Origin of the sequence: Pikeienuella sp. (assembly GCF_046290545.1) — a bacterium.
Taxonomy (GTDB): domain Bacteria; phylum Pseudomonadota; class Alphaproteobacteria; order Rhodobacterales; family Rhodobacteraceae; genus Pikeienuella.
In genome coordinates this window covers 246,399-273,023 of the sequence record NZ_JBKAGV010000004.1, presented here as the reverse complement: position 1 = coordinate 273,023, position 26,625 = coordinate 246,399, and the positions used below count along the sequence as shown (strand labels likewise).

The window sequence follows — 26,625 nt, the reverse complement described above, 5'->3', positions numbered from 1 at the left end:
CGAGGGAGGCCAGAGATGAAGCCGCGAACGCCAAGAGCCCGAACCGGCCTTCTCGCCGCCGCGGCGGCGGGGGCGCTTCTGGCGGGGTCAGCGCCCGGCCGGGCGGAAGCTCCGCTCCCCGCCGCCGGGCCGCTGAAGGATCAGGAAGTCTTCGTCTTTACGCAGGTCCTTCGCCGCAACCAGCAGCCCGACGTGCGGCAGGTGGCGCCGGAATCCGTGCCGGAGCCGGTCGAGCGCAACCTGTCCATCGTCGACGATACGGGGCGGGAGCGCCCCGCGGGCGTCGAAGGCAGGGACGCCCCGGCCGACGCGGGCGCGGTCCCGCAGGTCGAGAGCGACTGGCGCCGAACGCCGGACGCTTCGGGCGTCGAGACGACGAACATCCCCGCCGGCCCCGGGGCCGGTGAGCCGGGCCCGACGATCCGCCCCGGCGGCTTCCTGCTCAACGACCGCGTGCTGCTGACCGGCGAACCGGACGAGGGCCGCGTGCGACGCCAGACCCTCGACGGCCGCCGCGCCCCTCCGGGGGTGGACGTCGCGCCGCCCGAGCCCGAGCCGTATATCGACCCCACATCCATCCCCCTGCCCCCGCCGCGGGCCGCGGGGCCGGACGATTTCCTCGCCATTCCGGATCGCTGGCGGCTCGTGGACACGCTGGGGCTCATCAAGGAAAACCCGTTCGACCCCTATGACCAGAACACGCTGAAGGGCGACAAGCCGATCTATGAAGGGAACTGCTTTCCGTTCCTGACGCCGCTCACCGGCGAATTCCCGACCGACTGCTTCCTCATCCTCCTCGGCATCTCCGACACGGTGATCGAGCCGCGGAGCTTCCCGACGCCGACCGGCGTCCAGTCCACCGCAAGGCCCGGCACCAACGACATCTTCGGGAAGCCGGACCAGATCATATTCAACCAGAACTTCATCCACGGCTTCAGCCTCCTGAACGGGGACACTGCCTTCCGCCCGCAGGATATCGAGTTCCGCTATACCGGCGTCCTCAACGCCAACTACGCGGATGTGGACGAACGCCGCGTGCTCCGCGCCGACCCCGGCGCCGGCGCCAGCCGGTTCGACTATCACTACGGGATCATCGAGCTCTTCCTCGATTATCACGTCGCCAACATCACGGATCGCTATGACTTCTATTCGATCCGCGCCGGCATACAGCCCTTCTCGTCCGACTTTCGGGGCTTCCTGTTCCAGGACAGCCAGCTCGGCGTCCGGTTCTTCGGCAACTGGGACAACAACCTCTGGCAGTACAACCTCGCCTGGTTCCGCCGGCTGGAGAAGGACACGAATTCCGGCCTGAACGACCCGTTCCAGGACGTGCGGGACGACGACATCTTCGTCGCCAACGTCTACCGGCAGGACTTTCCCATCCTCGGCCTGACGAGCCAGGTAACCGCGATCTACAACCGCAACCGCGAGGCGGGCGAACGCTTCTTCGACGACAACGGTTTCCTCGCCCGCCCCTTCCCCTTCGGCACGCAGCAGGAGCGAAACTATGACGTCTTCTATGTCGGCTACAACGCGGACGGGCGCATAGGCTCCTACAACCTGACGGCCTCCGCCTACTATGCGTTCGGCGACGACCAGAACCCGTTCACGGGCGAGGATTCGAACATTTCCGCCTTCTTCGGGGCGGCGGAGATCAGCCGGGATTTCGACTGGGCGCGCTGGCGGCTTTCGGCGCTCTACGCGAGCGGCGATTCCGATCCGTTCGACAATACCAGCAACGGCTTCGACGCCATCTTCGAGAACCCGCAATTCGCCGGCGGCGACACGAGCTACTGGATCCGGCAGCAGATCCCGCTGATCGGCGGCTCCGGCGTCGGCCTCTCCTCACGCAACGCCGTGCTCCCCTCGCTCCGGCCGAACAAGGAGCACGGGCAGTCGAACTTCGTGAACCCGGGCATCATCCTCGTCGGCCTCGGCGCGGATTTCGACCTGACGCCGGAATTCCGCCTCTCCGGCAACGCCAACTACATGTGGTTCGACGACACCTCCTCGCTGGAGGCGCTGCGGCTCCAGGGCTCGATCGACAACGACATCGGGCTCGACGTCTCGGTGGCGGCGATCTGGCGGCCGTTCCAGACGCAGAACTTCGTCGTCCGCCTCTCGGGCGCCGCGCTGATCCCCGGAGAGGGGTTCAACGATCTCTACGCGTCGCAGGGCGAGCGCGATCTCTACTACTCCGTCCTCGCCAACATCGTTCTGACCTATTGAGGCGGCCATGACCCGGTTTCCCTTCGCCCTCCTTCTCTCCGCGCTGATCGGCCTCGCCGCATCAGGCGCCTGGGCGGCGGGGGGCGAAAAACCGGTGGACCGGGTCTATCCGGTCTATCCCCCGGCGCCGAACGGCCAGTCCCCGGCCGATGTCGCGCTGAAGACGGCGGGCTGCATGTCCTGCCATGAGAAGACGGACAGCCCGACCATGCACATCTCCGGCGCCGTGCCGCTCGGCTGCACGGATTGCCATGGCGGGCAGGCGGATGTCTTTCGGGACGCGAGCCACGCGCCCGGCTCCTCCGAATACAACCGGGCGATGGAGGCGGCGCATGTCCTGCCCCTCTACCCCGAGAGCTGGCACTGGCCGACCTCCGCCAATCCGAAGCGGAGCTACACGCTCATCAACAAGGAAAGCCCCGAATTCCTACGCTTCGTGAACCCTTCGGACTACCGGGTGGTGCGGGAGTCCTGCGGCGCCTGCCACATGAAGCAGATCCAGGCGGCAGAGCGCTCGCTCATGGCGACCTCGGCGATGCTCTGGGGCGGGGCCGCCTACAACAACGGCATCCTGCCCTTCAAGCGCTACGTGCTGGGCCAGGCCTTCACGCGCGATGGCGAGCCCGCCGTGCTGGACAGCCCGATCGCCGTCACGCCCGAAATGGAGGCGAAGGGCATCCTTCCGAAGCTCTACCCGATGCCGGCCTGGGAGGTCCTGCCGGCGGCGGACGTCTTCCGCGTGTTCGAGCGCGGCGGGCGGAATATCATCACCATTTTCCCGGAACTGGGCCTGCCCAACGCGCTGGGCCAGCTCCAGCGGCTCGAGGAGCCGGGCCGGCCGGACATCCGCCAGTCCAACCGCGGGAACGCGACCGGCATCCGCATCGCGATCCCGGTGCTGAACATTCACAAGACGCGCCTCAACGACCCGCATACCTGGTTCTTCGGGACGAATGACCAGCCGGGCGACTACCGCACCTCAGGCTGCGCCGCCTGCCATGTGCCCTATGCGAACGACCGCGAGTGGGAGAGCTCCGGCATGTACGCGAAATACGGGAACAAGGGGCAGACCGTCACCATCGACCCAACCATCAACGGGGAGCATTTCCCCGAGATGAAGGGGGAGAAGGGCCACCCGCTCCGCCACGCCTTCACCTCGGCGATCCCGACCTCGCAATGCATGTCCTGCCACATGCACCAGCCCAACATGTTCGTGAACACCTATCTCGGCTACACGATGTGGGACTACGAGTCCGACGCGCCGCTGATGTGGCCGGAAAAGCAGGTGGATCGCGGCCGGCAGGAAGTCGGCCAGAAGCGCCGCAAGGAGGAGAAGGTCGCCACCCGCGCTTACTGGCACGGCGAGAGCCACGGCGAGGAGGAAACCTACGGCCCCTGGGCCCGGATGCGCGAGATTCTCGATCGGAACCCGGAGGCGGCGGCGGCCGGCGGCAAGTGGCGCGAACTCGCCTTCCTCGAGGAAGTCTGGCGGGACGTGAACCCGAAGGCGAAGGACACGCAATTCGCCGATTACCACGGCCACGGCTGGAACTTCCGCGCCATCTTCAAGCGCAACCGCGAGGGCGACCTGCTCGACAAGGCGGGGAACATCGTCTCGAACGACGATCCGGAGAAGTTCGAGAAGGCCGTCCACATGAACTCGATCCATGCCCAGATCGGCATGCACTGCGTGGACTGCCATTTCAGCCAGGACGGCCACGGGAACGGCTTCATCCATGGCGAGGTGGCGCAGGCCGTGCAGATCATGTGCAAGGATTGCCACGGCTCCGCGCAGGCCTACCCCACGCTCCGCACCTCCGGCCCCGCGGCGCAGCCCGGGGGGGAGGACCTGACGCTCCTCCGCAATCCGGACGGCCAGCGCCGTTTCGAGTGGGTCGGCGGCAAGCTGATCCAGCGCTCCATCGTCAATCCCGGCCTCGAATGGGAGATGTCGCTGGTGAAGGACACGGTGACGCCGGGCAAGCGCGCCTATAACGAGAAGGCCGCCCGCGCGAAGCTGATGTCGAAGCTGTCCGGCCCGACCGACGCGAAATTCGACTGGGGCCCCGGCGTCTCGAATTCGGACCTCGCCCACAAGGACGAGGAGATGGCCTGCTTCGCCTGCCACACCTCCTGGACGACCTCTTGCGGCGGCTGCCACCTCCCCATCGAGGCGAACTGGAAGACGACGCACCACCATTACGAGGACGGGCGGGAGACGCGGAACTGGGCCTCCTACAACCCGCAGGTGGCGCGGGACCAGATCTACCAGCTCGGCAAGCACGGGCCGGTGAAGGGCGGCGTGATCGCGCCGATCCGCTCCTCATCCGCGCTTGTTCTTTCCTCGACCAACATCAACCGGGAGCGGATCTACATCCAGCAGCCGCCCGTCGCCGCCTCCGGCTATTCGAGCCAGGCCTTTGCTCCGCATTTCCCGCACACCGCCCGGAAGGAGGAGACGAAGACCTGCACGGATTGCCATCTCTCGGAGGAAAACGACAACAACGCGATCATCGCGCAGCTGCTGATCCAGGGCACCAATTTCATCGATTTCGTCGGTCACCACGCCTATGTCGGTCAGGTCGGCGGGCTCCAGGCCGTGCGCGTGACGGAATGGGAGGAGCCTCAGGCCGTCTATGGCTCGTATCTCCACAAATACGCCTATCCGGACGACTGGAAGATGATGCAGGCGCGGGACAAGGAACTGGCCTGGGACGGGCGCAACATGATCTCCTCCCAGTCCGCCCCCGGAACGGTCGGCTGCCTCCAGCTCCGCGGCGAGTATGTCTACGCCAGCCAGGGCGACGGCGTGCAGGTCTATGACGTGGCCTCGATCGCCAACAAGGGCATCTCGGACCGGATCCTCACCGCGCCCTTCGGCCCGCTCGGCCATGACGCGCATCTCGACACGAAGGCGGCGACCTGCATCGCTCTGCCGACCGAGCAGCCGATTTCTCCCTTCAAGCAGGAGAAGTACGGGCATGAACTGATGTTCGAGACCAATCTCGAGCAGCCCTTCCACCCGCTCTATCGCTACGCCTATGTCTCCGACGCGGAGGAGGGCCTCATCCTCTTCAACAACGAGACCTTCCAGGACGGGGAGCCGCGCAACAACTTCATCGAGCGGGCGGCGACCTTCAATCCGGGCGGCGCGCTCACTGGCGCCTCCTTCCTCATCGTCCGGGGCGAATATGTCTACATGGCGGTGCCGGACGGCGTCGCCGTGGTGAACATCGACAATCCGCTGGCGCCGCGGCTCGTCACCACGATCCCGATGCGGGGTGTGAAGTATTTCGACCACATGTTCCGCTACCTCTTCGTCACCACCGATTTCGGGCTCGAGATCGTGGACGTGACGGACATGGAGGGGCCGAAGATCGTCCCCGGCGCGGCGGTGGAGATCGCCGATGCGCGGAACCTCCATGTCGCCCGCACCTACGCCTATGTCGCGGCCGGCGCGGAGGGGATCGTGATCGTGGACGTCAAGAACCCGGAAGAACCGTCGATCTACCTCAAGGAGAATTTCGGCGGCCGCATGGACGATGCGACCGATATCGTGATCGGCACCACCAACGCGTCGCTCATCGGCTATGTCGCCGACGGGAAGAACGGGCTGAAAGTGTTGCAGCTGACATCGCCGGACAGCCAGCCGAACTTCTACGGCTTCAGCCCGGCGCCGGTCCCCGAACTCATCGCCTGGTACAAGACGCCGGATCCGGCCGTCTCCCTGTCAGGCGGCCTGAAGCGGGACCGCGGGGTGGACGAGAACGGCAACCAGATCGCCGTCTTCGGCCGCATCGGCTCGCGGCCCTTCACGGAGGAGGAGATGCGCCGCTTCTACCAGAAGGACGGCGAGATCTACCGCGTGACGGACGAGGTGAGAAAGCAGGACTTCCGACGCTGAGGCGCCGGAAGCCTCTTTCACTCGGTTCTTGACGGATGGCGGAGACCATCTGGAGAGAGCGCGTACCCGTCAGCTGCGTCCCGTCGGGCTGTGCCCATGTCGGCGGCGTATCAGGCCGGTGAACCCTGCTTCATTGCAATCCGAAACCAGCGCCCCGGGAGAGCGCCGCCACCGGCGGCGGCGTCAGGCGAAGATGTTCTCCGCACAAGCTTCACAAAGCGGGACGCGCGATCGAAGCCTATTTCTTGAGATCGGGGTTGCGCGTGACCCCCTCGAGTTTGACAGTCTTTGCGTGCAGGCGGCCTGAAAGAAATACCTCCAACTCGCTCAAGGGCAGGCATTCCTTCTCCTTCACAGCCTCACCTGTAAGCGTGAAGTATATGCGAGACAGGTTTTCCAGCGTAATTTCATAAAATTCACGCCGCTTCGATTGGCTTACTTCCTGTATTTCCTCATATTGACTATAAAACTGTTCAACCTTGCTGACCAGATCAGCCGATAGAGTCTTGCTTTCTATATCGACCACATGATCGCCAAGTCCGCTGTCGTTTGCAAAGTACACGACCTTGGGGGCCACATTTACAGGAATGACCGCAGAGCCAGACCCAAACGGCACCATCGCCCCATGACCTCGCGTGGACACGACGAGAGGTTGCCCTGAGAAATAACGAGGCCCCTTGAGAACGTCCTGACCGCCGGTATCCATCTTCACATATGAAAAATCATCGAACCCGTTGTTTCTCAAGTAATTCACGATCTTCTCATCGAAGATATCGAAGAATGACGCGATGCTGATCTCGTAGCCGCGCCGCCGCAAATCAAGACAAGCTGCAAGAACATTCCGCGATATCCGCTCGGAGTCAGGATCCGACCCACCGAGTGTGATCTGAAGTACGACCTTCTTCGCCTTGGCGGGCACGCGCTCTGGATCGAATTCAGCGACGAGATGCCTTATGAACGTGGTCGGGCAGGGTTGGAGATAGATGTTCGAATGAAATCTCTTGTCAACGCTCTCCTTGACCTTTTCAATGGATCCGTTGTTTCGCAACCCGGTGAAAACGGTTCTTTCAAGAAGAGCTTCAAAATTCTCCTTGAACACCTTACTGAATGTATTGTTGCGCTTGTATACGTTGTATCCTACCGCAAAAATTACGGTCCTCTCCATCTTTCGCATCAGTCTCGTCGAACAATTGAATGTCCAGCCACTCGTCTCATGGTTCCGGGGGTAGAGCAGGCCTCCCCCGGCGACAAGGCGGGCGTCAAACTTGTTCGCATGCTCGACCAGCCTCGGACCGATCGGATAACGCAAGTCGGCTCCATCCGTCAGTCGAAAGTATTTTCTCTGACCGAACGAATGAAACAGATAGCGAACCGCCTCATCAAGTATCAGGTCTCCATAGTTCCTGAACGTATAAAACTGCCAAGAAAACAATTTCAACATGGGGGTTTCATCCTGTTTTCTCTTGAGGTCAGCCGAGGATAGAAGGCGAGACTGGAGACGCCTGTCACGATTTGCAAATAGCCTGGGGCAAGTCAAGCGTAGGCGACCAGCACTCCGCGCAAAGGGCGGAGCCGGAAGCCGCGAAGAACGGCTCTCTGACGGCGACCTCCACCGCAGCGCCGCCCGGGGGCGCGGCTTCCTGCTTGCCGCGCTGCATCCACATGTTCCGCCACCACTTCGCCCCGCCGGTTTCGGCCTCGTGGTCGTGGACGCGGCGGACATGAAGGCGCCGGGGATCGCCCCCCGGCGCGGCAGTGGAGATCGCCGGCGCCCGGAACCTCCATGATCGGCTCGCGGCCCCTCACGAAGGAGGAGATGCGCCGCTTCCATCAGAAGGACGGCGCGACCTGCCGCATGACGGGCGAGGCGAGCAAGCGGGACTTCCGGCGCTGAGGCGCCGGAAGCCTCATTCCGTCAATTCGTAGCGGATGGTGGAGACCACGCGGACGACCTTCCGCCGTTCGGTCCGCTCCTCATAGTCGCCGTCCGCGGCGAAGATCTGCACCACGCCCTGGTTCGCCTCCACGATCCGGCCGACCGTAGAGCCCGAATCCGCCGCGAACTGGGCGGCGGAGGCGCGGGCGGCCTGCGTCGCCTCGGCGATGAGACCGGGCTTGATTTCGTTGAGACCGGTGAAGGCGTAAGCGGGCCGGGCGGGGCCGTCATAGTCCCCGGCGCCGAGCAGAACGCCGGAATCGAGCAGCTCGCCCGTCCGCGCCGAGAGAGCGGCGATCAGCCCGGCCTCTTCCGTCCGCATCCGCACCGCGCCGGCGGCGACGTAGCGCTGCCGCTCCTCCTGCCCGCCCGCCGCGGACTGGAGGACCATCCGCTCGATGGTGAGCGCGAAGGGTTCGACATCCATCGCCTCCGGCCCCATACCGCCCTCGCGCCCGAAGGCGAGGACCGCGTCGCGCGCGCGGATCGCCTCGGCGATGGCCTCGTCCCGCCCGGCGCCCACGCCGCGGAAGGCGAGCCGCCATGTCGCCGCGTCCGCCTCCACGACGCGCTCCGCCAGCCCCTTCACCGTCACGGCGCGAAGCGGCGCGCGGCTCTGCTCCAGCGCCTCCGCGAGCTGCAGCGCGCCGAAGGCGATCCCGGCCGCCACCGCCAGTCCGGCCACCCCGAGCCCTGCTCCGTTCCCGTTCATGCCCGCACTCCCCTCGCAGATCGACCTGTCCGACGAGGGCATAACGCGGGAGGATCATGGCGCCGTCGCGGCGGCGCGATGCCCGCAAAGAAAAAGGGCGGCGCCGAAGCGCCGCCCCCGATCCCTTCGCCCCGCTCAGAGCGAGGCGGCGAGGCCCTGCACCGCCCCGATGAAGCGGGAGACGACATAGCGCTCGTCATTCGCCACAGCCGCATAGACCGGCTCCATGCTGGCGGAAAGCTTGTCGTAGCCGGCCGTGTCCACGAAGCCGGCGACGCGCATCGCCTCGATGATCGCGCCGATCGCCATGGTCGCCTGCTCCGCCGTTTCGTAGTCGGCGAAATAGCCCTGGCTGCCCTTCTCGATCAGCGTCTCCATCGCCTTGCGCATCGCCGCCGCGTCAATCTCCTTCGTGGCGAGGATCTCGACCGCCTGCCGCGCCGTCTCCTTCGTGGCGCGGGCGGCCGCGTTCATCGCCTCGCGGGAGGTTTGCGAGGCCTTGTGGATGTCGAGGATATGCTGCGCCATCCGGTCCGCGAGGTCGGGCGCGGCCATGTCGAGCGCGATCTCGAGCATCAGCATGTTGGAGTCGTTGAACTTCGCAACGCCCGGCCCGAGGCCGGTGCCGGGCCGCGGGTTCCACGCCGTCGGAAACTCGCCGCCATCCGTCGGGAGGGAGGAGGACATCGGCTGGTGGCAGGCATGGCAGTCGAAGAACGCGAGCTCGGGGAAGAGCCCGTCCGTCGCGAACTTGCTGTCGGCCAGCAGGTCCATCCGCCGCTCGACCATCAGCGCCTGGCCGATCGCCCAGGTGCGGACGCCGTCCACCACCCGCTTGCGCTTGCGGTAATCGTCATCGACGAGGAAGTGGGCCGGCTGGAAGTCGGTGAAGCTGTCCATCTCGAAGCTGATGCGCGGATGGCCGGCGCCCATGATCCGGTGCGTGGCGAACTGGTCCTCGTCGCCGAGATGGCAATCGAGGCAGATGCCCGCGCGCACGATCGGATCCTCGAGCGGGATCAGCCCGTTCTGCACGTTCTGGTCATGCGGGGAGCCGCCGATATGGAGGCCCATCCACGGCGCTGAGCCCGCGCCGTGGCACGCCTCGCAGCCTACGCCGTCCGCCAGCACGAATTGCGGGCCGCGCTTTTCCTCCGGCACGTTGTCCGCATGGCAGTCGAGGCAGATCTTCGCCTCGTGCGCGTTCGGCAGGCCGAGATTGGCCGCGATCCGCTGGGAACGCGGCTCGAGCAGCACCTTGTAGGCAGTCGCGTGGGCGTCATATTTCTGCCAGGTGACGTATTCGTTCAGGAGCACGTTGGTCGAGGAGGATGCGACCTGCCCGTGGCAGCCGCTGGAGCCGCAGCTCTTCACCCCGAGGTGGACGTCCTGCGCCACGGCTGGCGGCGCGAGCCACGCAAGCGCCAGAAACAGTATCGCAGTCGCGCTAAGCCTAGACATAGGTCCCTCCTCCGTCGGCTTCGGCTGGGTCGGTTTGGCCCCCCGCCAAATCTGTCAGGAGGATACGGCTTGCGCGGCGATACGCCAAACTCGAATATGCCCGCCATGTGGAAAAACCGCGAAAACTCAGTGGCCGCGCCCCCCGAATCCGGGGCGGCGGCGTGCATTCGGTCACTGATCGCCGAAGGCGCGCTGAGCGCGGCGGACGCGGCGCGGGCCGAAGCGGCCGCGCGGGGGAGCGAGTCTGCGGTCGCCGCCTGCGTCAGGCTCGGGCTGATTCCCGCGGGCGCAGCGGCCGGGGCGGCGGCCGCGGCGCTCGGCCTCCCCTTCCATGACGAAGCGGCCGCAGCGGCGCTCGGCCCGCCGCCCGCCGGGAACGGCTCCCTCGCCGCCTTCGTGGCCGCGCATGCGCTCGTGCTGACGGAGGAGCCCGGCGGCGGCCTCCTCGCCGCGCTCGCCGATCCTTATGACGAGCCCCTCCGCCGCGCCGTCGCGCTCGCCGCCGCCGGGCCCGTCCGCTTCGCGGTGACGACGCCCGAAGGCGTCGCCGCGTGGCGCGCGCGGGCGCTCGCCGGGGGCCGGCCGAAGCCCGCGCCGGCGACGGAAACGGAGCCAGCGCCCGGCGGCGCCGCGGTCGAGGCGCTGGAGGCGCTGCTGGAGACGGCGGCCCGCCTCGGCGCCTCCGATCTCCACCTTGAGCCCGCCGGCGCCGGCGGGCGCGCGCGCGCGCGGGTGGGCGGGGCGATGCGCGTCGTCGGCGCGCTCGACGCCGCCACCTACCCCGCCGCGCTCGCCCGCGCCAAGGTGCTCGCCCGGCTCGACGTGGCGGAGCGGCGGCTGCCGCAGGACGGGCGGGCGCGCCTCGCCCTCGCGGGCCGGACGCTGGACCTCCGGCTCTCCACCGCCCCCGCGATCGGGGGCGAAACGCTGGCGATCCGCCTCCTTGACCCCGCGGCGGCGCCGGGGCGGCTGGAGGCGCTGGGGCTCCCCGCGGAATACGAGGCCGCCGTCGCCGCCGCCGCCCGCGCGCCGCACGGGCTCTTCCTCCTCACCGGGCCGACCGGCGCAGGCAAGACGACGACGCTCCACGCCGCCCTTTCCGGCCTCAACACCGAGGCGCGGAAGATCATGACGGCGGAGGACCCGGTCGAATACGAAATCCCCGGCGTCGTGCAGATGCAGGTCCGGCCCGAGATCGGGTTCGACTTCGCCCGCGCCCAGCGCGCCATGCTCCGCCACAACCCGGACGTGATGATGGTCGGCGAGATCCGGGACGGGGAGAGCGCGGCGACCGCGATACAGGCCGCGCTCACCGGCCATCTCGTGCTCTCCACCGTTCACGCCAATTCCGCCGCCGGCGCCGCCATCCGGCTCCTCGACCTCGGTGTGGAGCCCTTCCTCGTCTCCGCCGCGGTGATCGGCGCGGGCGCGCAGCGCCTCGCCCGTCGCCTCTGCGAGGCCTGCGCGGAGCCCGACGCGCCGGACCCTGCCGCCCTCGCGCGGATCGGCGCGCCGGAAGGCGGGCGCTGGCGCCGCGCGCCCGGCTGCGCCGCCTGCGGCGGGACGGGGACGAAGGGCCGCGTCCCGGTCGCCGAAGCCTTCCTCGCCAGCCGCGCCTTCGCCGAGGCGGTGCGCGGCCCGGCCCCCTCGGAAGCCGCGCTCGCCGAACTGACCGGGGCGACGCCGCTCTCCCGCGCCGCGCTCGACCTCGCGGCGCGGGGCGCGATCTCCCTCGAAGAGGCCTTGCGCGTCGCGCCGCCGGCCCGGTCATGACGACGCTTTACCGCTATGCCGCGGCGGAGCCTTCAGGCGCGCGCCGCCGCGGCGTCCTCTCCGCGGCGTCGGAGGCGGAGGCCGCCTCGATGCTGGAGCGGGCGGGGCTCACGCCGCTCTCCCTCGGGCCGGGGCGCCGCCCGACCCGCCCGCGGGCGAAGCTGGCGGACCGGGCGGCGGCGCTCCGCCGGCTCGCCTCCCTCACCGCGGCGCGCGCCCCGCTCGACCGGGCGCTCACGCTCGCCGGCGGCTCGGAAAGCGCGGGGCCGCTCTTCGCCGATCTCGCCCTCGCCGTCGCCTCCGGCAGGCCGCTTTCCGCCGCGATGGCGGACTGGCCGGGGGATTTCACCGAGGCGGAATCCGCCCTTCTCGCCGCGGGCGAGGCGGCGGGGGACATTGCGCGCGCCGCGGCTGCGGCGGCGGCGCTGGCCGAGCGGCGCGCCGCGGGGCGCCGCGCCCTCGCCGGGGCGCTAGCCTATCCGGCCTTCGTCCTCGTCGCGGCGCTGATGGCGCTCGCCGTCTTCATCGGCTTCGCGCAGCCCCGTTTTGCGGAGGTGCTGCGGGCGACGGGGGCGGAGCTTTCCCCCGCCACCGCCGCCTTCTTCGCGATCTCGGATGTCCTCAGGGCGATCGGCGGGCCGCTCCTCCTCCTGCTCGGGGCCGCGCTCCTCGCCGCGATTGTGGCGGGGGGAACGGAGGGCGGGCGCCGCGCGCTCTCGGGCCTCGCGCTCCGGCTCCCGCTTGTCGGCCCGCTGGCGCGGGACCGGGCGGCGGAATCCTATGCCGGCGCGCTCGGCGCGATGCTTGCGGGCGGCGCGCCCCTGCCGGAGGCGGCGCGGCTCGCCGCGCGCACCCTCTCCGCCCCCCGGCTCCGCAAGGCGGCGGAGGCGGCGGCGCGGGCGGTGGAGGAGGGGCGGGATTTCTCCGCCGCGCTCTCCGGCGCCGGCTTTCCCCCCGCACTCCCCGCCTTCGCCGGGATCGGGGAGGAGACGGGCGAACTCGCCCCGCTGATGGAGAGCGCCTCGCGCCATTTCGCGGACGAGGCGGAGGCGCGGGGCCGCCGCCTCGCCGCCGTGGCCGCGCCGCTCGCCACGCTGATCCTCGGCCTGTTGATCGGCGCGGGCGCCTGGCTGATGATGACCGCCGTGCTCGACGTGTACGACGCCGCCCTGTGAGGACCGCTCGATGAGAAGAACCCGGCGAAGACAGGGCGAGGCGGGCTATTCCCTCCTCGAAATCCTGATCGGCCTCGCCATCGTCGCGCTCCTGATCGGCGTCGCCGGGCCGCGCGTCTTCGCCCTCTTCGAACGGGGCAAGCAGAAGGTCGCCGTGATCCAGATGGAGAGCATCCAGGCGGGGCTCGATCTCTTCCGGCTCGACATGCGGCGCTATCCGACCGCGGAGGAAGGGCTCGCCGCGCTCGTCTCCCGGCCCGCAGGCGCGGCGAACTGGTCCGGCCCCTATATCGAGGGCTCGGCGGCCCCGCTCGACCCGTGGGACGCCCCCTATCTCTACGAACCCGCGGGCGCCGCGGGCTACACCCTTCTCAGCTATGGCGCGGACGGCGCCCCCGGCGGCGATGGCGAAAACGCCGACATCCGCGCCGAATAGGCGCGAGCGGGGCGCGGCGCTTCTGGAGGCTGCGGTCGCGCTCGCCCTCATGGCGCTGGTCGCCGCCGCCGGCTTCACCGCCTTCGGGCGGGCCGGGGCGGCGGGCGCGGCGGCGGAGGCGCGGCTCGAAGCGCTGGCCCTGGCCGAAAGCGCGCTGGAGCGCGGCTCCGCCCCCGGCTTCCTCGCCGCCGCGCTCGAAGGGGAGGCGGCGCTTTCCGGGGAGGGCTGGCGCCTCTCGGCCCTGCCCTTTCCGACCGAGGAGGAAGGGCCGCTCGCCCTCGTCCGCCTCGTCGCGGAGGCCGGCTTTCCGGAGGGAGAGGACGGCGCGCCGCTGGTCCGGCTGGAAACATTGCGGAGCCTGCCGCGATGAGCGGCGAGCGCGGCGCGGCGCTCCTTGAAATCCTCGTCGCGCTCGCGATCACGGCGATGCTCGCGGGCGCTGCGGCCGGGATGCTCGGCATGGGCCTCACGACGCTGGACCGGGCGGGCGCCGCAGCGGCGCGGGGCGCCGACGCGCTCGCGCTCCGACGCGATCTCGGCGCGATGCTCACCCGCCTCTCCGCCGGGCCGGAAGCGGCTTCGGGCGGGGAGGAGGCCTTCCGCTGGCGCGGCGCGGCGCCGGACGGCGCGGGCGGCTGGCGCGTCGGCTTCTGGCGGCTGGGCGAGGAACTGGCGCTCGAACGCTGCGACAGCCTCGAAGGACCCTGCGCGGCGGAGCGCGAACCGCGCGGCGCCGCCCGCTTCGCCTATGCGGGGCCGGACGGCGAATGGCGCCCCGATTGGCCGCCAGGCCCGGCCCCGGCCCTGATCCGCGTCACGACGGAGGGCGGCGAGATGATCTTCGCGCCCCGCGTCGCCGGGGCCGCGCGATGAGAGGGGAGCGGGGCTCGGCGCTCCTCGTCACGCTCGGCGCGCTCGCGCTCGTCGGCGCGCTCGCCGCCTCGGCGCTGGTTCTGGTCGCCGGCCCGTCCTCCCGCGCCGCCGCGGCGCTCGCGCAGGCGGAGGCGATGCGGGCGGCGGAGGGCGCGGCGCACCGGCTCATCGCCGCCGCCTCGTCCGAGGCGCTCCGCGGCGCCGCGCCGCTCGACGGCACGGTGATCTCCACCGATTTCCTCGGCGCGCAGATCGACTTCGCGGCGCAAGACGCCGGCGGCCTGATCGACCTCAACGCCGCGCCGGAACCGGCCCTCGCGCGCCTCCTCGCCGCGACCGGCGCAAGCGAGGCGGAGGCGGAGGAGATCGCAGCGCTCTGGATCGCGGCGCGGGCCGAGGCCGGGCCGCGCGGCGGATGGGAGGAGGCGGAGGCGGCGCTGGAGGCCCTGCCCGAGAGTCTCCGCGCGGCGGCGCGGCCCGCCCTCGCACACGCCACCGTCCGGAACGGCCGGCCGGGCGTCGACCCCTGGGCGGCGACCGCCCCCGCCCTCGCCGCCGCCGGCGCCCTCGACCTCGGGGAGGCGCAGGACTTCGTCGCCCGCCGCGCCCTCGAAGGCCGCCGCGCCGCGCCGCCCGAACCCCGCGCCCCCGGCGCCTGGCTCGCCTCGGAGGCCCGCTCGGCGCGGCTTACCGTGAGGGCCGAGGGCGCGCGCGGCGGGCGGGCGGAGATCACGGTCGAACTCCGCCTCTCGACCTCGCCGCTTGCGCCTGTGGCCATCCTCTCGTGGCGGTAGGGGGGGCGGGCCCTCCGATCGACTGAAACAATCCGATCACGAGTTTTTTCTTTTACTTTCAACGCTCCGAGGCCGATTTCCATGGAAATCGGCCTCAAAGGGGCGAAAATCGCCCCTCTCAGCCGGGCTCGAACTCGATCAGCAGGTCCTTCGCGTCGACCTGGGAGCCCGCCGGGGTGACGACCCGCTTCACCACGCCGGCCCGCTCCGCATGGATCGCCGTCTCCATCTTCATCGCCTCGATGGCCATGAGGACGGCGCCGGCGCTCACCTGCTGCCCCTCCCGCACCGAGACGGAGGCGATGACGCCCGGCATCGGCGCGGCGACATGGTTCGGGTTGCCCGCCTCCGCCTTCGGATGCTTCGCCGCCGTCGCCGCGACGGAGCGATCCGGCACGCGGATCACCCGCGGCTGGCCGTTCAGCTCGAAGAAGACCTTCACCTCGCCGTCCTCGTTCGGCTCGGACACCGTCTGGAGCCGGACTATCAGCGTCTTGCCCGCCTCCAGCTCGATGGAGACCTCCTCGCCCGTCTCCATGCCGTAAAAATAGGTCGGCGTCGGCAGGACGCGGACCGGGCCGTATTCCCGGTGGCGGCCCATGTAGTCGAGGAAGACCTTCGGATACATGAGGTAGCCGCAAAGGTCCTCGTCATCGACGGTGAAGCCCTCCAGCTCCTCCGAAACCTTCGCGCGCACCGCCTCGAGATCGACCGGCTCCATTCCCTCTCCCGGCCGCCCGGTCAGCGGCACCTCGCCCTTCAACACCTTCTTCTGCAGCGCCGCAGGGAACCCCCCCGGCGGCTGGCCGAGCCCGCCGCGGAAGAAGTCCACAACGCTGTCGGGGAAGGAAACCTCCGCCGGCCCCGCCACATCCGCCCGCGTCTGCCCGGCGGAGACCATGGCGAGCGCCATGTCTCCGACGACCTTGGAGGAGGGCGTGACCTTCGGGATGTCCCCGAACATCAGGTTCACGTCCGCATAGGTCTCCGCAATCTCCGCCCACCGCTCCTCCAGCCCGAGGCTCCGGGCCTGCGCCTTGAGGTTGGTGAACTGCCCGCCCGGCATCTCGTGGAGGTAGACCTCGGAGGCGCCGGAGATCGTGCCGCTCTCGAAAGCGGCGTAGAGCGGGCGCACGCCCTCCCAATAGGCGGAAATCTCGCGGATCGCGGAACCGTCCAGCCCCGTATCCCGCTCCGAGCCGCGCAGCGCCTCCACGATCGAGCCGAGGCAGGGCTGCGAGGTGCCGGAGGAGAAGGCGTCCATCGCCGCGTCCACCGCATCCACCCCCGCGCTCGAAGCGGCGAGGATCGATGCGGCGGCGATCCCGCTCGTATCGTGCGTATGGAAATGAACCGGGAGGCCCACCTCCTCCTTCAGCGACTTCACGAGGAGATAGGCCGCGCGCGGCTTCAGCAGCCCCGCCATGTCCTTCAGCCCGATGATATGGGCGCCCGCGTCCCGCAGGTCCTTGCCCATCTTCACGTAATATTTGAGATCGTATTTCGAACGGTCCGGGTCGAGGATGTCGCCCGTGTAGCAGATCGCGCCCTCACAGATTTTCCCGGTGTCGATCACCGCGTCCATCGCCACGCGCATGTTCTCGACCCAGTTGAGCGAGTCGAAGACGCGGAACACGTCGACGCCCGACTTCGCGGCCTGATCAACGAACTTCACCACCACATTGTCCGGGTAGTTGGTGTAGCCGACGCCGTTGGCGGAGCGGAGCAGCATCTGCGTCAGGAGGTTCGGCATCGCCGCGCGGAGGTCCACGAGCCGCTTCCACGGGCATTCCTGCAGGAAGCGATAGGCGACGTCGAAGGTCGCCCCGCCCCAGCATTCCATCGAGAAGAGCTGCGGGAGGTTGTGCGCATAGGCCGGCGCGACCTTCAGCATGTCATGCGCCCGCATCCGCGTCGCGAGGAGGGACTGGTGCGCATCCCGCATCGTCGTGTCGGTGAGGAGGAGCTTCTCCTGCGCCAGCATCCAGTCCGCCACCGCCTTGGCGCCCTTCTCCTCAAGCAATTGCCGCGTGCCGGGCGGCGGCGTCTCCGTCCGCTTCGCGGGCGGCTTAGGCGGCGCCGCATGCGCGGGCGGGCGCGGCCGGCCCGCAGCCTCCGGATGGCCGTTCACGGTGATGTCGGCGATATAGGTGAGGAGCTTCGAGGCCCGGTCCCGCCGCTTGCGAAAATTGAAGAGCTCCGGCGTCTCGTCGATGAACTTCGTGGTGTAGGTCGCCGTCCGGAACTTTTCGTGTGCGATCAGGTTCTCGACGAAGGCGAGGTTGGTGGCGACGCCGCGGATACGGAATTCGCGGAGCGCACGGGTGAGCCGCAGCCGCGCCTCCTCCGCCGTCGGCGCCCAGGCCGTCACCTTCTCCAGCAGGCTGTCGTAGTAGCGGGTGATGACCGCGCCGGAATAGGCCGTGCCGCCGTCGAGCCTGATGCCGAAACCGGTCGCGCCGCGATAGGCTGTGATGCGCCCGTAATCGGGGATGAAGTTGTTGAGCGGGTCCTCCGTCGTCACCCGGCACTGCACCGCGTGGCCGCGCAGATGGATGTCCTCCTGCCGGGGAACCCCCGTCTCCTCCAGAACGCCGATCCGCCCGCCCTCGGTGATGCGGATCTGCGCCTTCACGATGTCGATCCCCGTCACCTCCTCCGTGACGGTATGCTCGACCTGCACGCGCGGATTGACCTCGATGAAGAAGAACTCGTGCGTCTCCGCGTCCATCAGGAACTCGACCGTGCCTGCGCAGCGATAGCCGGCATATTGCGCGATCTTGAGGCCGAGCCCGCAGATCTCCACCCGTTCCGCCTCGGTCAGCAGCGGGTCGGGCGCGCGCTCCACCACCTTCTGGTTCCGGCGCTGGACGGAGCAATCCCGCTCGAAGAGATGGACGATGTTTCCGTGATGGTCGCCGAGGATCTGCACCTCGACATGGCGGGCCTTCTGCACCAGCCGCTCGAGGAAGCCCGCGCCGTTGCCGAAGGCGGCCTCCGCCTCGCGCCGGCCCTCCTTCACCTTCGCCTCAAGCTCCTTCTCGGAGAAGATCGGCCGCATCCCGCGCCCGCCGCCGCCCCAGGAGGCCTTGAGCATGAGCGGATAGCCCGTCTCGGCCGCCATACGGCGCACCTCGTCCATGTCGTCCGGCAGCACGTCCGTCGCCGGGACGACCGGCACCCCTGCGGCGACGGCGGCGGCGCGCGCGCTCGCCTTGTCGCCGAGAAGGCGCATCGTCTTCGCCTCCGGGCCGATGAAGGCGATGCCCGCCGCCTCGCAGGCGTCCACGAAATCCGGGTTCTCGGAGAGAAGGCCGTAGCCGGGATGGATCGCGTCCGCCCCGCATTCCTTCGCCACGCGGATGATCTCGGGAATCGAGAGATAGGCCTCGATCGGGCCGAGCCCCTCCCCGATCTGGTAGGCTTCATCGGCCTTGAAGCGGTGGAGGCTCAGCTTGTCCTGGTCAGCGTAGACGGCGACCGTCCTCTTGCCGAGCTCGGTCGCCGCGCGCATGACGCGGATCGCGATCTCGCCGCGGTTGGCGACCAGAATCTTCCTGAACGTGCGCATCGCCGGCCCCTCTCGCCTTCGAATCGTTTCGTTGACGCTAGACCCCGCGACGCCGGGCGCGAAGTCCGAATTCGCAAACAGCGCAAAGGCCTGCCCCTTACCGCTCCGTCAGCGCCGCAATCGCGCGGTCCAGCGCCGCCCGGTCCTCCGGCGCGAGGCGCGCCAGAACTGCCGCCTCGTAGGCTTCCGCAAGCGGGATCAGCGCCGCCATGGTCTCCCGACCCTTCGGGCTGAGCGTGAGCGCGACGAGGCGCCGATCCCCCTCCCCGGCGCGCTTCTCGATCAGACCCGCCTCCTCAAGCCGCGCCGCGGCGCGGCTCGCCTTCGACTTTTCGAGGTCGGCATGGAGGTGAATCTCCCGCACGGAGACCGAGCCCGCCGCGCTCAAATGCGCGAGCACGCGCCATTCCGCGACGGAGAGACCAAACCGCTCCCGGTATATCGCGCTGAAATCCCTGCTCACACGCTGCGCGAGCACAGCGAGACGATAGGGCAGAAAGCGTTCGAGCGCGAACATCGCAGGATCATTGCAGATGCAATGAGGCGGTCAAGGCTGATGACGACGCGCGAAAAACCGCATAGCTTCTGCGCATGAGGGCGCCAGTTATTTCCCTTTGCTTCTTCGTGCTCGCGGCTTCCACGGCGGCGGCGGGAGCGACGCGAATGGAGGCGAGGATAGACCCTGCGGCTTGCCAGAATGCGAACTGGTTCGAGATCGGCCGCCATGACGGGGAAAAGGGCCGCCCGCAGCCCGTGCGCTACACCGCAATCTCGAAAGTCTGCGTCCCGACCGGGCATCCGCCGGATCAGGACGAATATTTCCGAGGATATACCGCGGGTTTCAATCCGATCCGGCGCTAGGGCGGCGGCCCCCTCCCGATCCGGGCGGAAACTTGCTATGTTTCGGGTCCGGCTCATTAGGACAGCCGGAAAAGGAGGATCGAAGATGACACGCCATGTGATCGACGACCGAAAGGACGAACGCGCGGCTGAACTCGCGCGAGTCGCCTCGCCCCGCGCCCGCGGGGCGGCGGAAGCTTTAGAGAAACTGCGCCGGCAGGAGCGCCTCAGGGACGAGGCGCGCACGGCCCAGTACGCCCGGATCGAGCGGGGCCGCGAAGCCTGATCTTGACTATCGTTGCATTTGCAACGATCATCGCGGGCGACAAGGAGGCCGGTCCATGAACAAGCAGCCTGCGCCCGAAAACTTCGCCCGCGATCTCGCCGGGCATGACAGCCGATATGGCGTCACGCCCGGCTATCTCCCCGGTTTCGGCAACGATTTCGAGACGGAGGCGCTGCCCGGCGCCATCCCGCGCGGGCGGAACTCGCCGCAGCGGGTGAATTACGGGCTCTATGCCGAGCAGCTTTCCGGCTCACCCTTCACTGCGCCGCACGCGACGCTGGAGCGGAGCTGGATGTATCGCATCCGCCCCTCGGTGAAGCATGTCTCCCGCTTCCGCAAGGTGGCGATGCCCTACTGGAAGACGGCGCCGAACGTGATCGAGGACGTGATCTCCCTCGGCCAGTACCGGTGGGACCCGATCCCCTTCCCGAAAGAGCGGCTGAACTTCATCTCCGGCATGCGGACGATGACCACGGCGGGGGACGTCAACACACAGGTCGGCATGGCCGCCCATGTCTATCTCGCCAACGAGGACATGGTGGACGACTACTTCTACACGGCGGACAGCGAATTGCTTGTCGTGCCGCAGCACGGTCGGCTGGCGATCTTCACCGAGTTCGGGAAGATCGACCTCGAGCCGCTGGAGATCTGCGTCCTCCCGCGCGGGATGGTCTTCAAGGTCGCGCTGCCGGACGGGGAGGCGCGGGGCTTCGTCTGCGAGAATTACGGCGCGAAATTCACTCTGCCGAGCCGCGGCCCGATCGGGGCCAACTGCCTCGCGAATCCGCGCGACTTCAAGACGCCGGTTGCGGCGTACGAGGACAAGGAGACGCCCTGCCGCGTCTGGGTAAAGTGGTGCGGGCAGTTCCATGTGACGGAGATCGGGCACTCGCCGCTCGACGTTGTGGCGTGGCACGGCAACTACGCGCCCTACAAGTATGATCTCCGGACCTACGCCGCTGTCGGCTCCATCACCTTCGACCACCCCGACCCGTCGATCTTCACGGTGCTGACGGCGCCGACGGCGGAGGAGGGAACAGCGAATATCGACTTCGTGATCTTCCCCGAGCGCTGGCTGCCGCAGGAGGATACGTTCCGCCCGCCCTGGTACCACAAGAACATCATGTCGGAGCTGATGGGCAACATCTACGGCCAGTACGATGCGAAGCCGCAGGGCTTCGCGCCGGGCGGCGTCTCTCTCCACAACTGCATGCTGCCGCACGGGCCGGACCGGAACGCCTTCGAGAAGGCGACGACGGACAGCTGGGAGCCGATCAAGCTGCGCGAGACCATGAGCTTCATGTTCGAAACGCGCTTCCCGCAGCAGCTCACGGCGTTCGCCGCGAAGGAGGCGCCGCTCCAGGACGATTACGTGGAGTGCTGGGACGGACTGGAGAGAAAGTTCGACGGAACGCCCGGCCTGAAGTAAGCCCGGAGTGACAGCCAGCGGGGCGGCGGCCATTGGGCCGGCCGCCCCATCGCCGTGAGGAAAGCCGATGCCAATGCTCCGCTCCCGCCTGAGCGCCGCCAACCACCCCGATTGCCCCTTCCCGCTGAACAACCTGCCCTATGGCGTGTTCTCGACCGAGGGGACGGCGCCTCGCTGCGGCGCGGCGCTCGGAGACCGCGTGATCGACCTCGAGGCGCTTGAGACGGCGGGGATGATCGACGCGGGCGCGCCTGTCTTCGGCGCCGCCGCGCTCAACCCCTTCATGGCGCTGGGGAAGGATGCGTGGGGGCGGGTCCGCGCCAGGCTTCAGGCGCTCTTCGCGGAGGGGTGCATCGAGTCGCTTCCGGGCGATGCGCTCGTCCCACTCGCGGCGGCGCGTCTGCACATGCCGTTCACCGTCGCGGAATACACGGATTTCTATGCGGGGCGGAACCACGCCTTCAATGTCGGCGTCATGTTCCGGGGTCCGGAGAACGCGCTGCCGCCGAACTGGCTCCATATTCCCATCGGCTATAATGGCCGCGCCTCCACCGTCGTCGTCTCGGGGACGCCGGTGACGCGCCCGCTCGGCCAGATGAAGCCGCACGGGAGCGAGACGCACGTCTTCGGCCCCTGCCGGCGGCTCGATATCGAGCTCGAGATGGGCATCGTCGTCGGGACAGGCAACGCGATGGGCCGCCCCATGACGGTGGCCGAAGCGGACGATGCGATCTTCGGCTTCTGCCTTCTCAACGACTGGTCGGCGCGGGACATTCAGGCGTGGGAATACCAGCCCCTCGGCCCCTTCCAGGCCAAGGCCTTCGCCACCTCGATCAGCCCCTGGGTGGTGACGAAGGCGGCGCTGGAGCCCTTCCGCTGCGCCCCGCCGCCCCGGGATTTCGAGCTGCTGCCGTATCTGCGGGAGCCGGGCGCGATGAGCTATGACGTGAAGCTCGAAGTGCTGATGCGCCCGGAAGGCGCGGCGAGGGCCACGCGCATCGCCCATACGAACTACAACGAGATGTATTATTCCGCCGCGCAGCAGCTCTGCCACCACGCCATCGGGGGCTGCGCGATGCGGACCGGGGACCTCCTCGGCTCCGGCACGATCTCGGGCCCGGAGAAGGAGAACCGCGGCTCGCTTCTCGAAATCTGCTGGGGGGGCAAGGAGCCCTTCACGCTGGAGACGGGCGAGACACGGACCTTCCTGGAAGACGGGGACGAGATGACGCTTGGCGGCTGGGCCGAGGGCGACGGATACCGCATCGGCTTCGGCGAGTGCGTGGGCCGGATCCTCCCCGCCCCGGCCGAACGCGACTGGGGCGCCTGAGGCATCGGGGCTGGACCGGCGGGGCGGATCGTGGCAGCCATGCGAGGCAGCAAAGACGGACCTTCCCTCATGGTCTCCACCCCAGCCCGCGCGCGAACGGCGTGACCGCCCTGCCCCCTTGCGGCGAGGTCAAGCTCGGCCTCGTGATCGACCTTGACACCTGCGTCGGCTGCCATGCCTGCGTGACCTCCTGCAAGGAATGGAACACAGGCGGCTACGGCGCCCCGCTTTCCGACCTGAACGCCTACGGGCCGGAGCCCGAGGGCGCCTTTCTCAACCGCGTCCACATGTATGAGGCGGTCCCGGAGACGGGGCCGGCGCAGGTCGTGAACTTCCCGCGCTCCTGCCTCCATTGCGAGGATGCGCCCTGCGTCACCGTCTGCCCGACCGGCGCCAGCTACAAGCGGGCGGAGGACGGGATCGTTCTGGTGAACGAAGACGCCTGCATCGGCTGCGGGCTTTGCGCCTGGGCCTGCCCCTATGGGGCGCGGGAGATGGACCGGGCGGCGGGGGTGATGAAGAAGTGCACGCTCTGCGTGGACCGGATCTACAACGACAACCTGCCGGAGGAAGACCGCGTTCCCGCCTGCGTCCGCGCATGCCCGACCGGCGCGCGGCATTTCGGCGATCTCGGGGACGAGGGCAGCGCCGTGTCCCGCCTCGTGGCGGAGCGGGGCGGCTTCGCGCTGATGCCGGAACAGGGGACGAAGCCGGTCAACCGCTATCTGCCGCCTCGCCCGAAGGCCGCGCCGGAGCCCCTTTCGCTTGCGTCGCTGGCGGAGCCGGAGGCGAAGGGCTTCCTCGGCTGGCTCGACAAGGCGCTGGAGCGGCTCTGACATGCATCCAGCGCCTTCAGTCATCGTCTTCACGGTGCTCTCCGGCCTCGGCTTCGGGACGATGACGCTGCTCGGCCTCGGCTTCGGCCCGTCCGGCGCCGTCGCCGGGCCGTTTACCGGGCTCTTCGCGCTCGCGCTGGCGGGCGCGGGGCTCCTCGCCTCGACACTCCATCTCGGCAATGCGCAGCGCGCCTGGCGGGCCTTCAGCCAGTGGCGGACGAGCTGGCTGAGCCGGGAGGGCGTCGTCTCCGTCGCGCTCATGGCGGTGTTCTTCGCCTATGTGGCGGGGTGGTTCCTGACCGGCGCGCCCTCTCGCCCGCTCGGGCTGCTCTCGGCCCTGCTCGCCGCGCTGGCCGTCTTCTCAACGGCGATGATCTATGCGCAGCTGAAAACGGTGCCGCGCTGGTCCAACCCCTTCACCGTCGCCATGTTCCTCGGCCTCGCCCTCGCCGGCGGGGTGATCGCAAACGGCCTCGCCATGGCGATGGCCGGGGAGACGGCGGGCCCCGGCGCGGGGCTGCCGCTCCTCATCGGCTCCGCCGCGGCCTATGCCTATCGCCGCCGCACGGGCGCGCTCACGCTCGGGACGGCGGCGACGCCCGAGAGCGCCACGGGGCTCGGAGCCCTTGGCAAGGTCAGGCAAGTGGAGCCGCCGCACAGCGCGCCCAACTACCTGATGAAGGAGATGATCTTCGTCGTCGGGCGGCGGCGGGCGGAGAAACTCGCCGTGCTCTTCGTCATCTTCGGGCTCTTCGCGCCGCTCTTCCTCTACATTCTGTCCCGCGATGCGGGGGCGCTGGCGGCGCCGGGCCTCGCGCTCGCGCTTCTCCTGCATCTCTTCGGCGCCTTCGTATCGCGCTGGCTCTTCTTCGCGGAGGCGGAACATGTCGTCGGCCTCTATTACGGGCGTCGATAGCCTCCACATTTTCGCCGCCTTGGGGTAGCATCTGCGCAACGCGCAATGGGTGCGAACGACAATAACGAGGCGCGCGTGAGCAGGACGAAGACCGCGAAGGCCGCCGAAGGCGGGCGCAAGGCTGCGCCGCGCGCGAAGAAGCTCGGCTGGTTCGACCGGGTGATCGGCGGCGCGGTGCGATGGCTCCTGCGGCTCGCCTTCCGTCTCGGCCTCCGGCTCGCCGCGCTGGGGCTGCTGATCCTCGCCGGTTCGACCGTCTATTACGTGGTGAAGCTGCCGGCGGCCTCCACGCTCCTCGATGCGCGGGAGCAGGGCTCGGTGACCATGCTGGACGCGAACGGGGACGTCTTCGCATGGCGCGGCGAGCAGTTCGGCGGGGTCGTGCGGCCGGGGGATGTCTCGCCCCATCTCGTCGCCGCGATCCTCGCGGCGGAGGACCGGCGGTTCTATTCCCATTTCGGGGTCGACCCGCGGGGGCTGGCGCGGGCGATGGTCGTCAACCTCCGCGCCGGTCGGCTGGTCCAGGGCGGCTCGACGATCACGCAGCAGGTGGCGAAGAACGTCTTTCTCACGACGGAGCGGACGCTGGAGCGGAAGCTCAAGGAGATCCCGGTCGCGCTGGCGCTAGAGCTGAAATACTCGAAGGACGAGATCCTCTCGATCTACATGAACCGGGTCTATCTCGGCGCCGGGGCGACGGGGTTCGAGGCGGCGGCGCAGCGCTATTTCTCGAAATCCGCGAAGTTCGTGACCGTGCCGGAGGCGGCGATGCTCGCAGGGTTGCTCAAGGCGCCCTCCCGCTTCGCGCCCACGTCGGACATGGGGCGGGCCGAAGGCCGGGCCGCCATCGTCATCAATGCGATGCGCGAGACAGGGGCGATCAGCGAGACGGACGCGCTCGCCGCCCTCGCGGCGCCCGCGCGCCTGAGCCGGGAGGCGGAGCGGCGCGTCGGCGCGCATTTCGCGGACTGGGTGATGGAATCCGGCCCCTCCTTCCTCACCGCGCGGACGACGGAGGACGTGCGCATCGCCACGACTTTCGATCCGGCGGCGCAGACGGCGGCGGAGGCCGCGCTCGCCCATGTGTTCGAGACGCGCGTGGCGCCGGACAGCCCGGCGGAAGCGGCGATCGTGGTCATGACCCATGACGGGCGCGTGCGCGCCATGATCGGCGGGCGAGACCCGCGCGGCGGCGCATTCAACCGCGCGGCGCAGGCGCTGCGGCAGACGGGCTCCGCCTTCAAGCCCGTCGTCTACGCCGCGGCGCTGGAGGCCGGATGGTCCCCCAATGACGTGATCGTGGACGAGCCGCTGACGATGACCATCCCCGGCTCGGGCCGCTGGAGCCCGGAGAATTACGGCGGCGGCTATTCGGGCCCGGTCACGCTGACGGAGGCGCTGGCGCGCTCGATCAACACGGTCGCCGTCCGGCTCTCGGAAGATGTCGGCCGCGGCAAGGTGCGGAGGCTCGCCGCGGAGATGGGGCTGACCGCGCCGCTGGCCGAGGGGCCGGCGCTGGCGCTCGGCGTTTCCGAGGCGACGCTGGTGGAGATGACCGGGCTCTTCGCCGTCATCGCCAATGGCGGCCTCCGCACGCCGCCGCGCGGGATCGAGGAGATCACGATCCGCGGGGAGGCCTCGCCGCTGATGACGGCGTCAGACACCGGCGCGGGGGAGGCCGTTCTCTCCCCCGCAACGGCGGGCCGGCTCACCGGGATGCTGGAGGACGTGATCCGGACGGGCACGGGCGCCCGCGCCGATCCGGGCCGCCCCGCCGCCGGAAAGACGGGAACGACTCAGGCGGCGCGGGACGCCTGGTTCATCGGCTTCACGGCCGACTACGTGATCGGCGTCTGGATGGGGAAGGACGACAACGAGCCCTTGCGCGGCGTCACCGGCGGCGGCCTGCCCGCCGCGATCTGGCGGGAGGCCGCGATCCGGCTGCATGAGGGGCTGCCGGCGCGCCCGCTGCGCACCGCGCCGGCAGGCGCGCCGGGCCGGAGCCCGGACGGGGGCGAGGAGGCGGACGGCGTCGTCTCCACCGTCTTCCGGGAGGTGCTGCAGGCGCTCGGCGGCGGAGATGGCGGCGGCGCGGCGGAGGCGCCGCGGATCGACCGCTGAGGC

At 69.1% G+C, this 26,625-nt stretch carries 20 protein-coding genes; 15 read left to right on the top strand and 5 right to left on the bottom strand.

Annotated elements, in window-relative coordinates:
- Nucleotides 1-15 precede the first annotated feature (15 nt).
- Both ACE37J_RS02115 and ACE37J_RS02110 read left to right on the top strand, forming a co-directional pair.
- Nucleotides 16-2,229, top strand: a complete 2,214-nt coding sequence (locus ACE37J_RS02115; protein ID WP_409706291.1) for a hypothetical protein — start codon at nt 16-18, stop codon at nt 2,227-2,229.
- Between the two features lie 7 nt (nt 2,230-2,236).
- The gene (locus tag ACE37J_RS02110; RefSeq protein WP_409706288.1) at nt 2,237-6,133 is read left to right on the top strand and encodes a hypothetical protein; all 3,897 of its coding nucleotides are present in this window, start codon (nt 2,237-2,239) and stop codon (nt 6,131-6,133) included.
- Nucleotides 6,134-6,371: 238 nt separating this feature from the next.
- Here the strand turns inward: ACE37J_RS02110 and ACE37J_RS02105 are convergent, their stop codons facing one another.
- The 3 genes from ACE37J_RS02105 to ACE37J_RS02095 form a co-directional block, all read right to left on the bottom strand.
- On the bottom strand, nt 6,372-7,574 hold the full coding sequence (locus ACE37J_RS02105; RefSeq protein ID WP_409706285.1) for a polysaccharide pyruvyl transferase family protein: 1,203 nt from the start codon (nt 7,572-7,574) through the stop codon (nt 6,372-6,374).
- A 466-nt stretch (nt 7,575-8,040) separates the two neighbouring features.
- Nucleotides 8,041-8,781, bottom strand: a complete 741-nt coding sequence (locus ACE37J_RS02100; RefSeq protein WP_409706282.1) for an SIMPL domain-containing protein — start codon at nt 8,779-8,781, stop codon at nt 8,041-8,043.
- A gap of 135 nt (nt 8,782-8,916) precedes the next feature.
- On the bottom strand, nt 8,917-10,242 hold the full coding sequence (locus ACE37J_RS02095; protein WP_409706279.1) for a multiheme c-type cytochrome: 1,326 nt from the start codon (nt 10,240-10,242) through the stop codon (nt 8,917-8,919).
- 129 nt (nt 10,243-10,371) lie between these two features.
- Here ACE37J_RS02095 and ACE37J_RS02090 point away from each other — a divergent pair, with 129 nt between their 5' ends.
- Genes ACE37J_RS02090 through ACE37J_RS02065 form a run of 6 tightly spaced genes read left to right on the top strand, consistent with a single transcriptional unit; the run spans nt 10,372 to nt 15,293 of the window.
- Nucleotides 10,372-12,015, top strand: coding sequence for a GspE/PulE family protein (locus ACE37J_RS02090; protein ID WP_409706276.1), 1,644 nt, complete (start codon nt 10,372-10,374; stop codon nt 12,013-12,015).
- Nucleotides 12,012-13,190, top strand: coding sequence for a type II secretion system F family protein (locus ACE37J_RS02085; RefSeq protein ID WP_409706273.1), 1,179 nt, complete (start codon nt 12,012-12,014; stop codon nt 13,188-13,190). The genes ACE37J_RS02090 and ACE37J_RS02085 overlap by 4 nt, the downstream gene beginning before the upstream one ends.
- Nucleotides 13,191-13,200: 10 nt before the next feature.
- Nucleotides 13,201-13,626, top strand: coding sequence for a type II secretion system major pseudopilin GspG (gspG, locus tag ACE37J_RS02080; protein WP_409706269.1), 426 nt, complete (start codon nt 13,201-13,203; stop codon nt 13,624-13,626).
- Nucleotides 13,595-13,996, top strand: coding sequence for a hypothetical protein (locus tag ACE37J_RS02075; protein WP_409706266.1), 402 nt, complete (start codon nt 13,595-13,597; stop codon nt 13,994-13,996). The genes gspG and ACE37J_RS02075 overlap by 32 nt, the downstream gene beginning before the upstream one ends.
- Nucleotides 13,993-14,499 carry a hypothetical protein gene (locus ACE37J_RS02070; RefSeq protein ID WP_409706263.1) on the top strand — a complete coding sequence of 169 codons (507 nt, stop codon included), beginning with the start codon at nt 13,993-13,995 and terminating at the stop codon, nt 14,497-14,499. Before ACE37J_RS02075 ends, ACE37J_RS02070 begins: the two co-directional genes overlap by 4 nt.
- Nucleotides 14,496-15,293, top strand: coding sequence for a hypothetical protein (locus ACE37J_RS02065; protein WP_409706260.1), 798 nt, complete (start codon nt 14,496-14,498; stop codon nt 15,291-15,293). Before ACE37J_RS02070 ends, ACE37J_RS02065 begins: the two co-directional genes overlap by 4 nt.
- Nucleotides 15,294-15,411: 118 nt before the next feature.
- Here ACE37J_RS02065 and pyc read toward each other — a convergent pair whose 3' ends face one another.
- Nucleotides 15,412-18,864 carry a pyruvate carboxylase gene (gene pyc, locus ACE37J_RS02060; RefSeq protein ID WP_409706258.1) on the bottom strand — a complete coding sequence of 1,151 codons (3,453 nt, stop codon included), beginning with the start codon at nt 18,862-18,864 and terminating at the stop codon, nt 15,412-15,414.
- A 97-nt stretch (nt 18,865-18,961) separates the two neighbouring features.
- On the bottom strand, nt 18,962-19,381 hold the full coding sequence (locus ACE37J_RS02055; protein ID WP_409706255.1) for a MarR family winged helix-turn-helix transcriptional regulator: 420 nt from the start codon (nt 19,379-19,381) through the stop codon (nt 18,962-18,964).
- A gap of 146 nt (nt 19,382-19,527) precedes the next feature.
- Here ACE37J_RS02055 and ACE37J_RS02050 point away from each other — a divergent pair, with 146 nt between their 5' ends.
- The 7 genes from ACE37J_RS02050 (at nt 19,528) to ACE37J_RS02020 (ending at nt 26,622) form a co-directional block, all read left to right on the top strand.
- On the top strand, nt 19,528-19,725 hold the full coding sequence (locus ACE37J_RS02050) for a hypothetical protein (protein ID WP_409706252.1): 198 nt from the start codon (nt 19,528-19,530) through the stop codon (nt 19,723-19,725).
- Nucleotides 19,726-19,810: 85 nt separating this feature from the next.
- The gene (locus ACE37J_RS02045) at nt 19,811-19,990 is read left to right on the top strand and encodes a hypothetical protein (protein WP_409706250.1); all 180 of its coding nucleotides are present in this window, start codon (nt 19,811-19,813) and stop codon (nt 19,988-19,990) included.
- A gap of 55 nt (nt 19,991-20,045) precedes the next feature.
- Nucleotides 20,046-21,419 carry a homogentisate 1,2-dioxygenase gene (gene hmgA / locus ACE37J_RS02040; protein ID WP_409706247.1) on the top strand — a complete coding sequence of 458 codons (1,374 nt, stop codon included), beginning with the start codon at nt 20,046-20,048 and terminating at the stop codon, nt 21,417-21,419.
- A gap of 67 nt (nt 21,420-21,486) precedes the next feature.
- Complete coding sequence (fahA, locus tag ACE37J_RS02035) at nt 21,487-22,749, top strand: fumarylacetoacetase (protein WP_409706244.1); 1,263 nt, start codon at nt 21,487-21,489, stop codon at nt 22,747-22,749.
- Between the two features lie 101 nt (nt 22,750-22,850).
- Nucleotides 22,851-23,585, top strand: a complete 735-nt coding sequence (locus ACE37J_RS02030) for a 4Fe-4S dicluster domain-containing protein (protein WP_409706241.1) — start codon at nt 22,851-22,853, stop codon at nt 23,583-23,585.
- Between the two features lies 1 nt (nt 23,586).
- Nucleotides 23,587-24,501, top strand: a complete 915-nt coding sequence (locus ACE37J_RS02025) for a dimethyl sulfoxide reductase anchor subunit family protein (protein ID WP_409706238.1) — start codon at nt 23,587-23,589, stop codon at nt 24,499-24,501.
- A 75-nt stretch (nt 24,502-24,576) separates the two neighbouring features.
- Complete coding sequence (locus ACE37J_RS02020) at nt 24,577-26,622, top strand: transglycosylase domain-containing protein (protein WP_409706235.1); 2,046 nt, start codon at nt 24,577-24,579, stop codon at nt 26,620-26,622.
- The last annotated feature ends 3 nt before the right edge of the window (nt 26,623-26,625 follow it).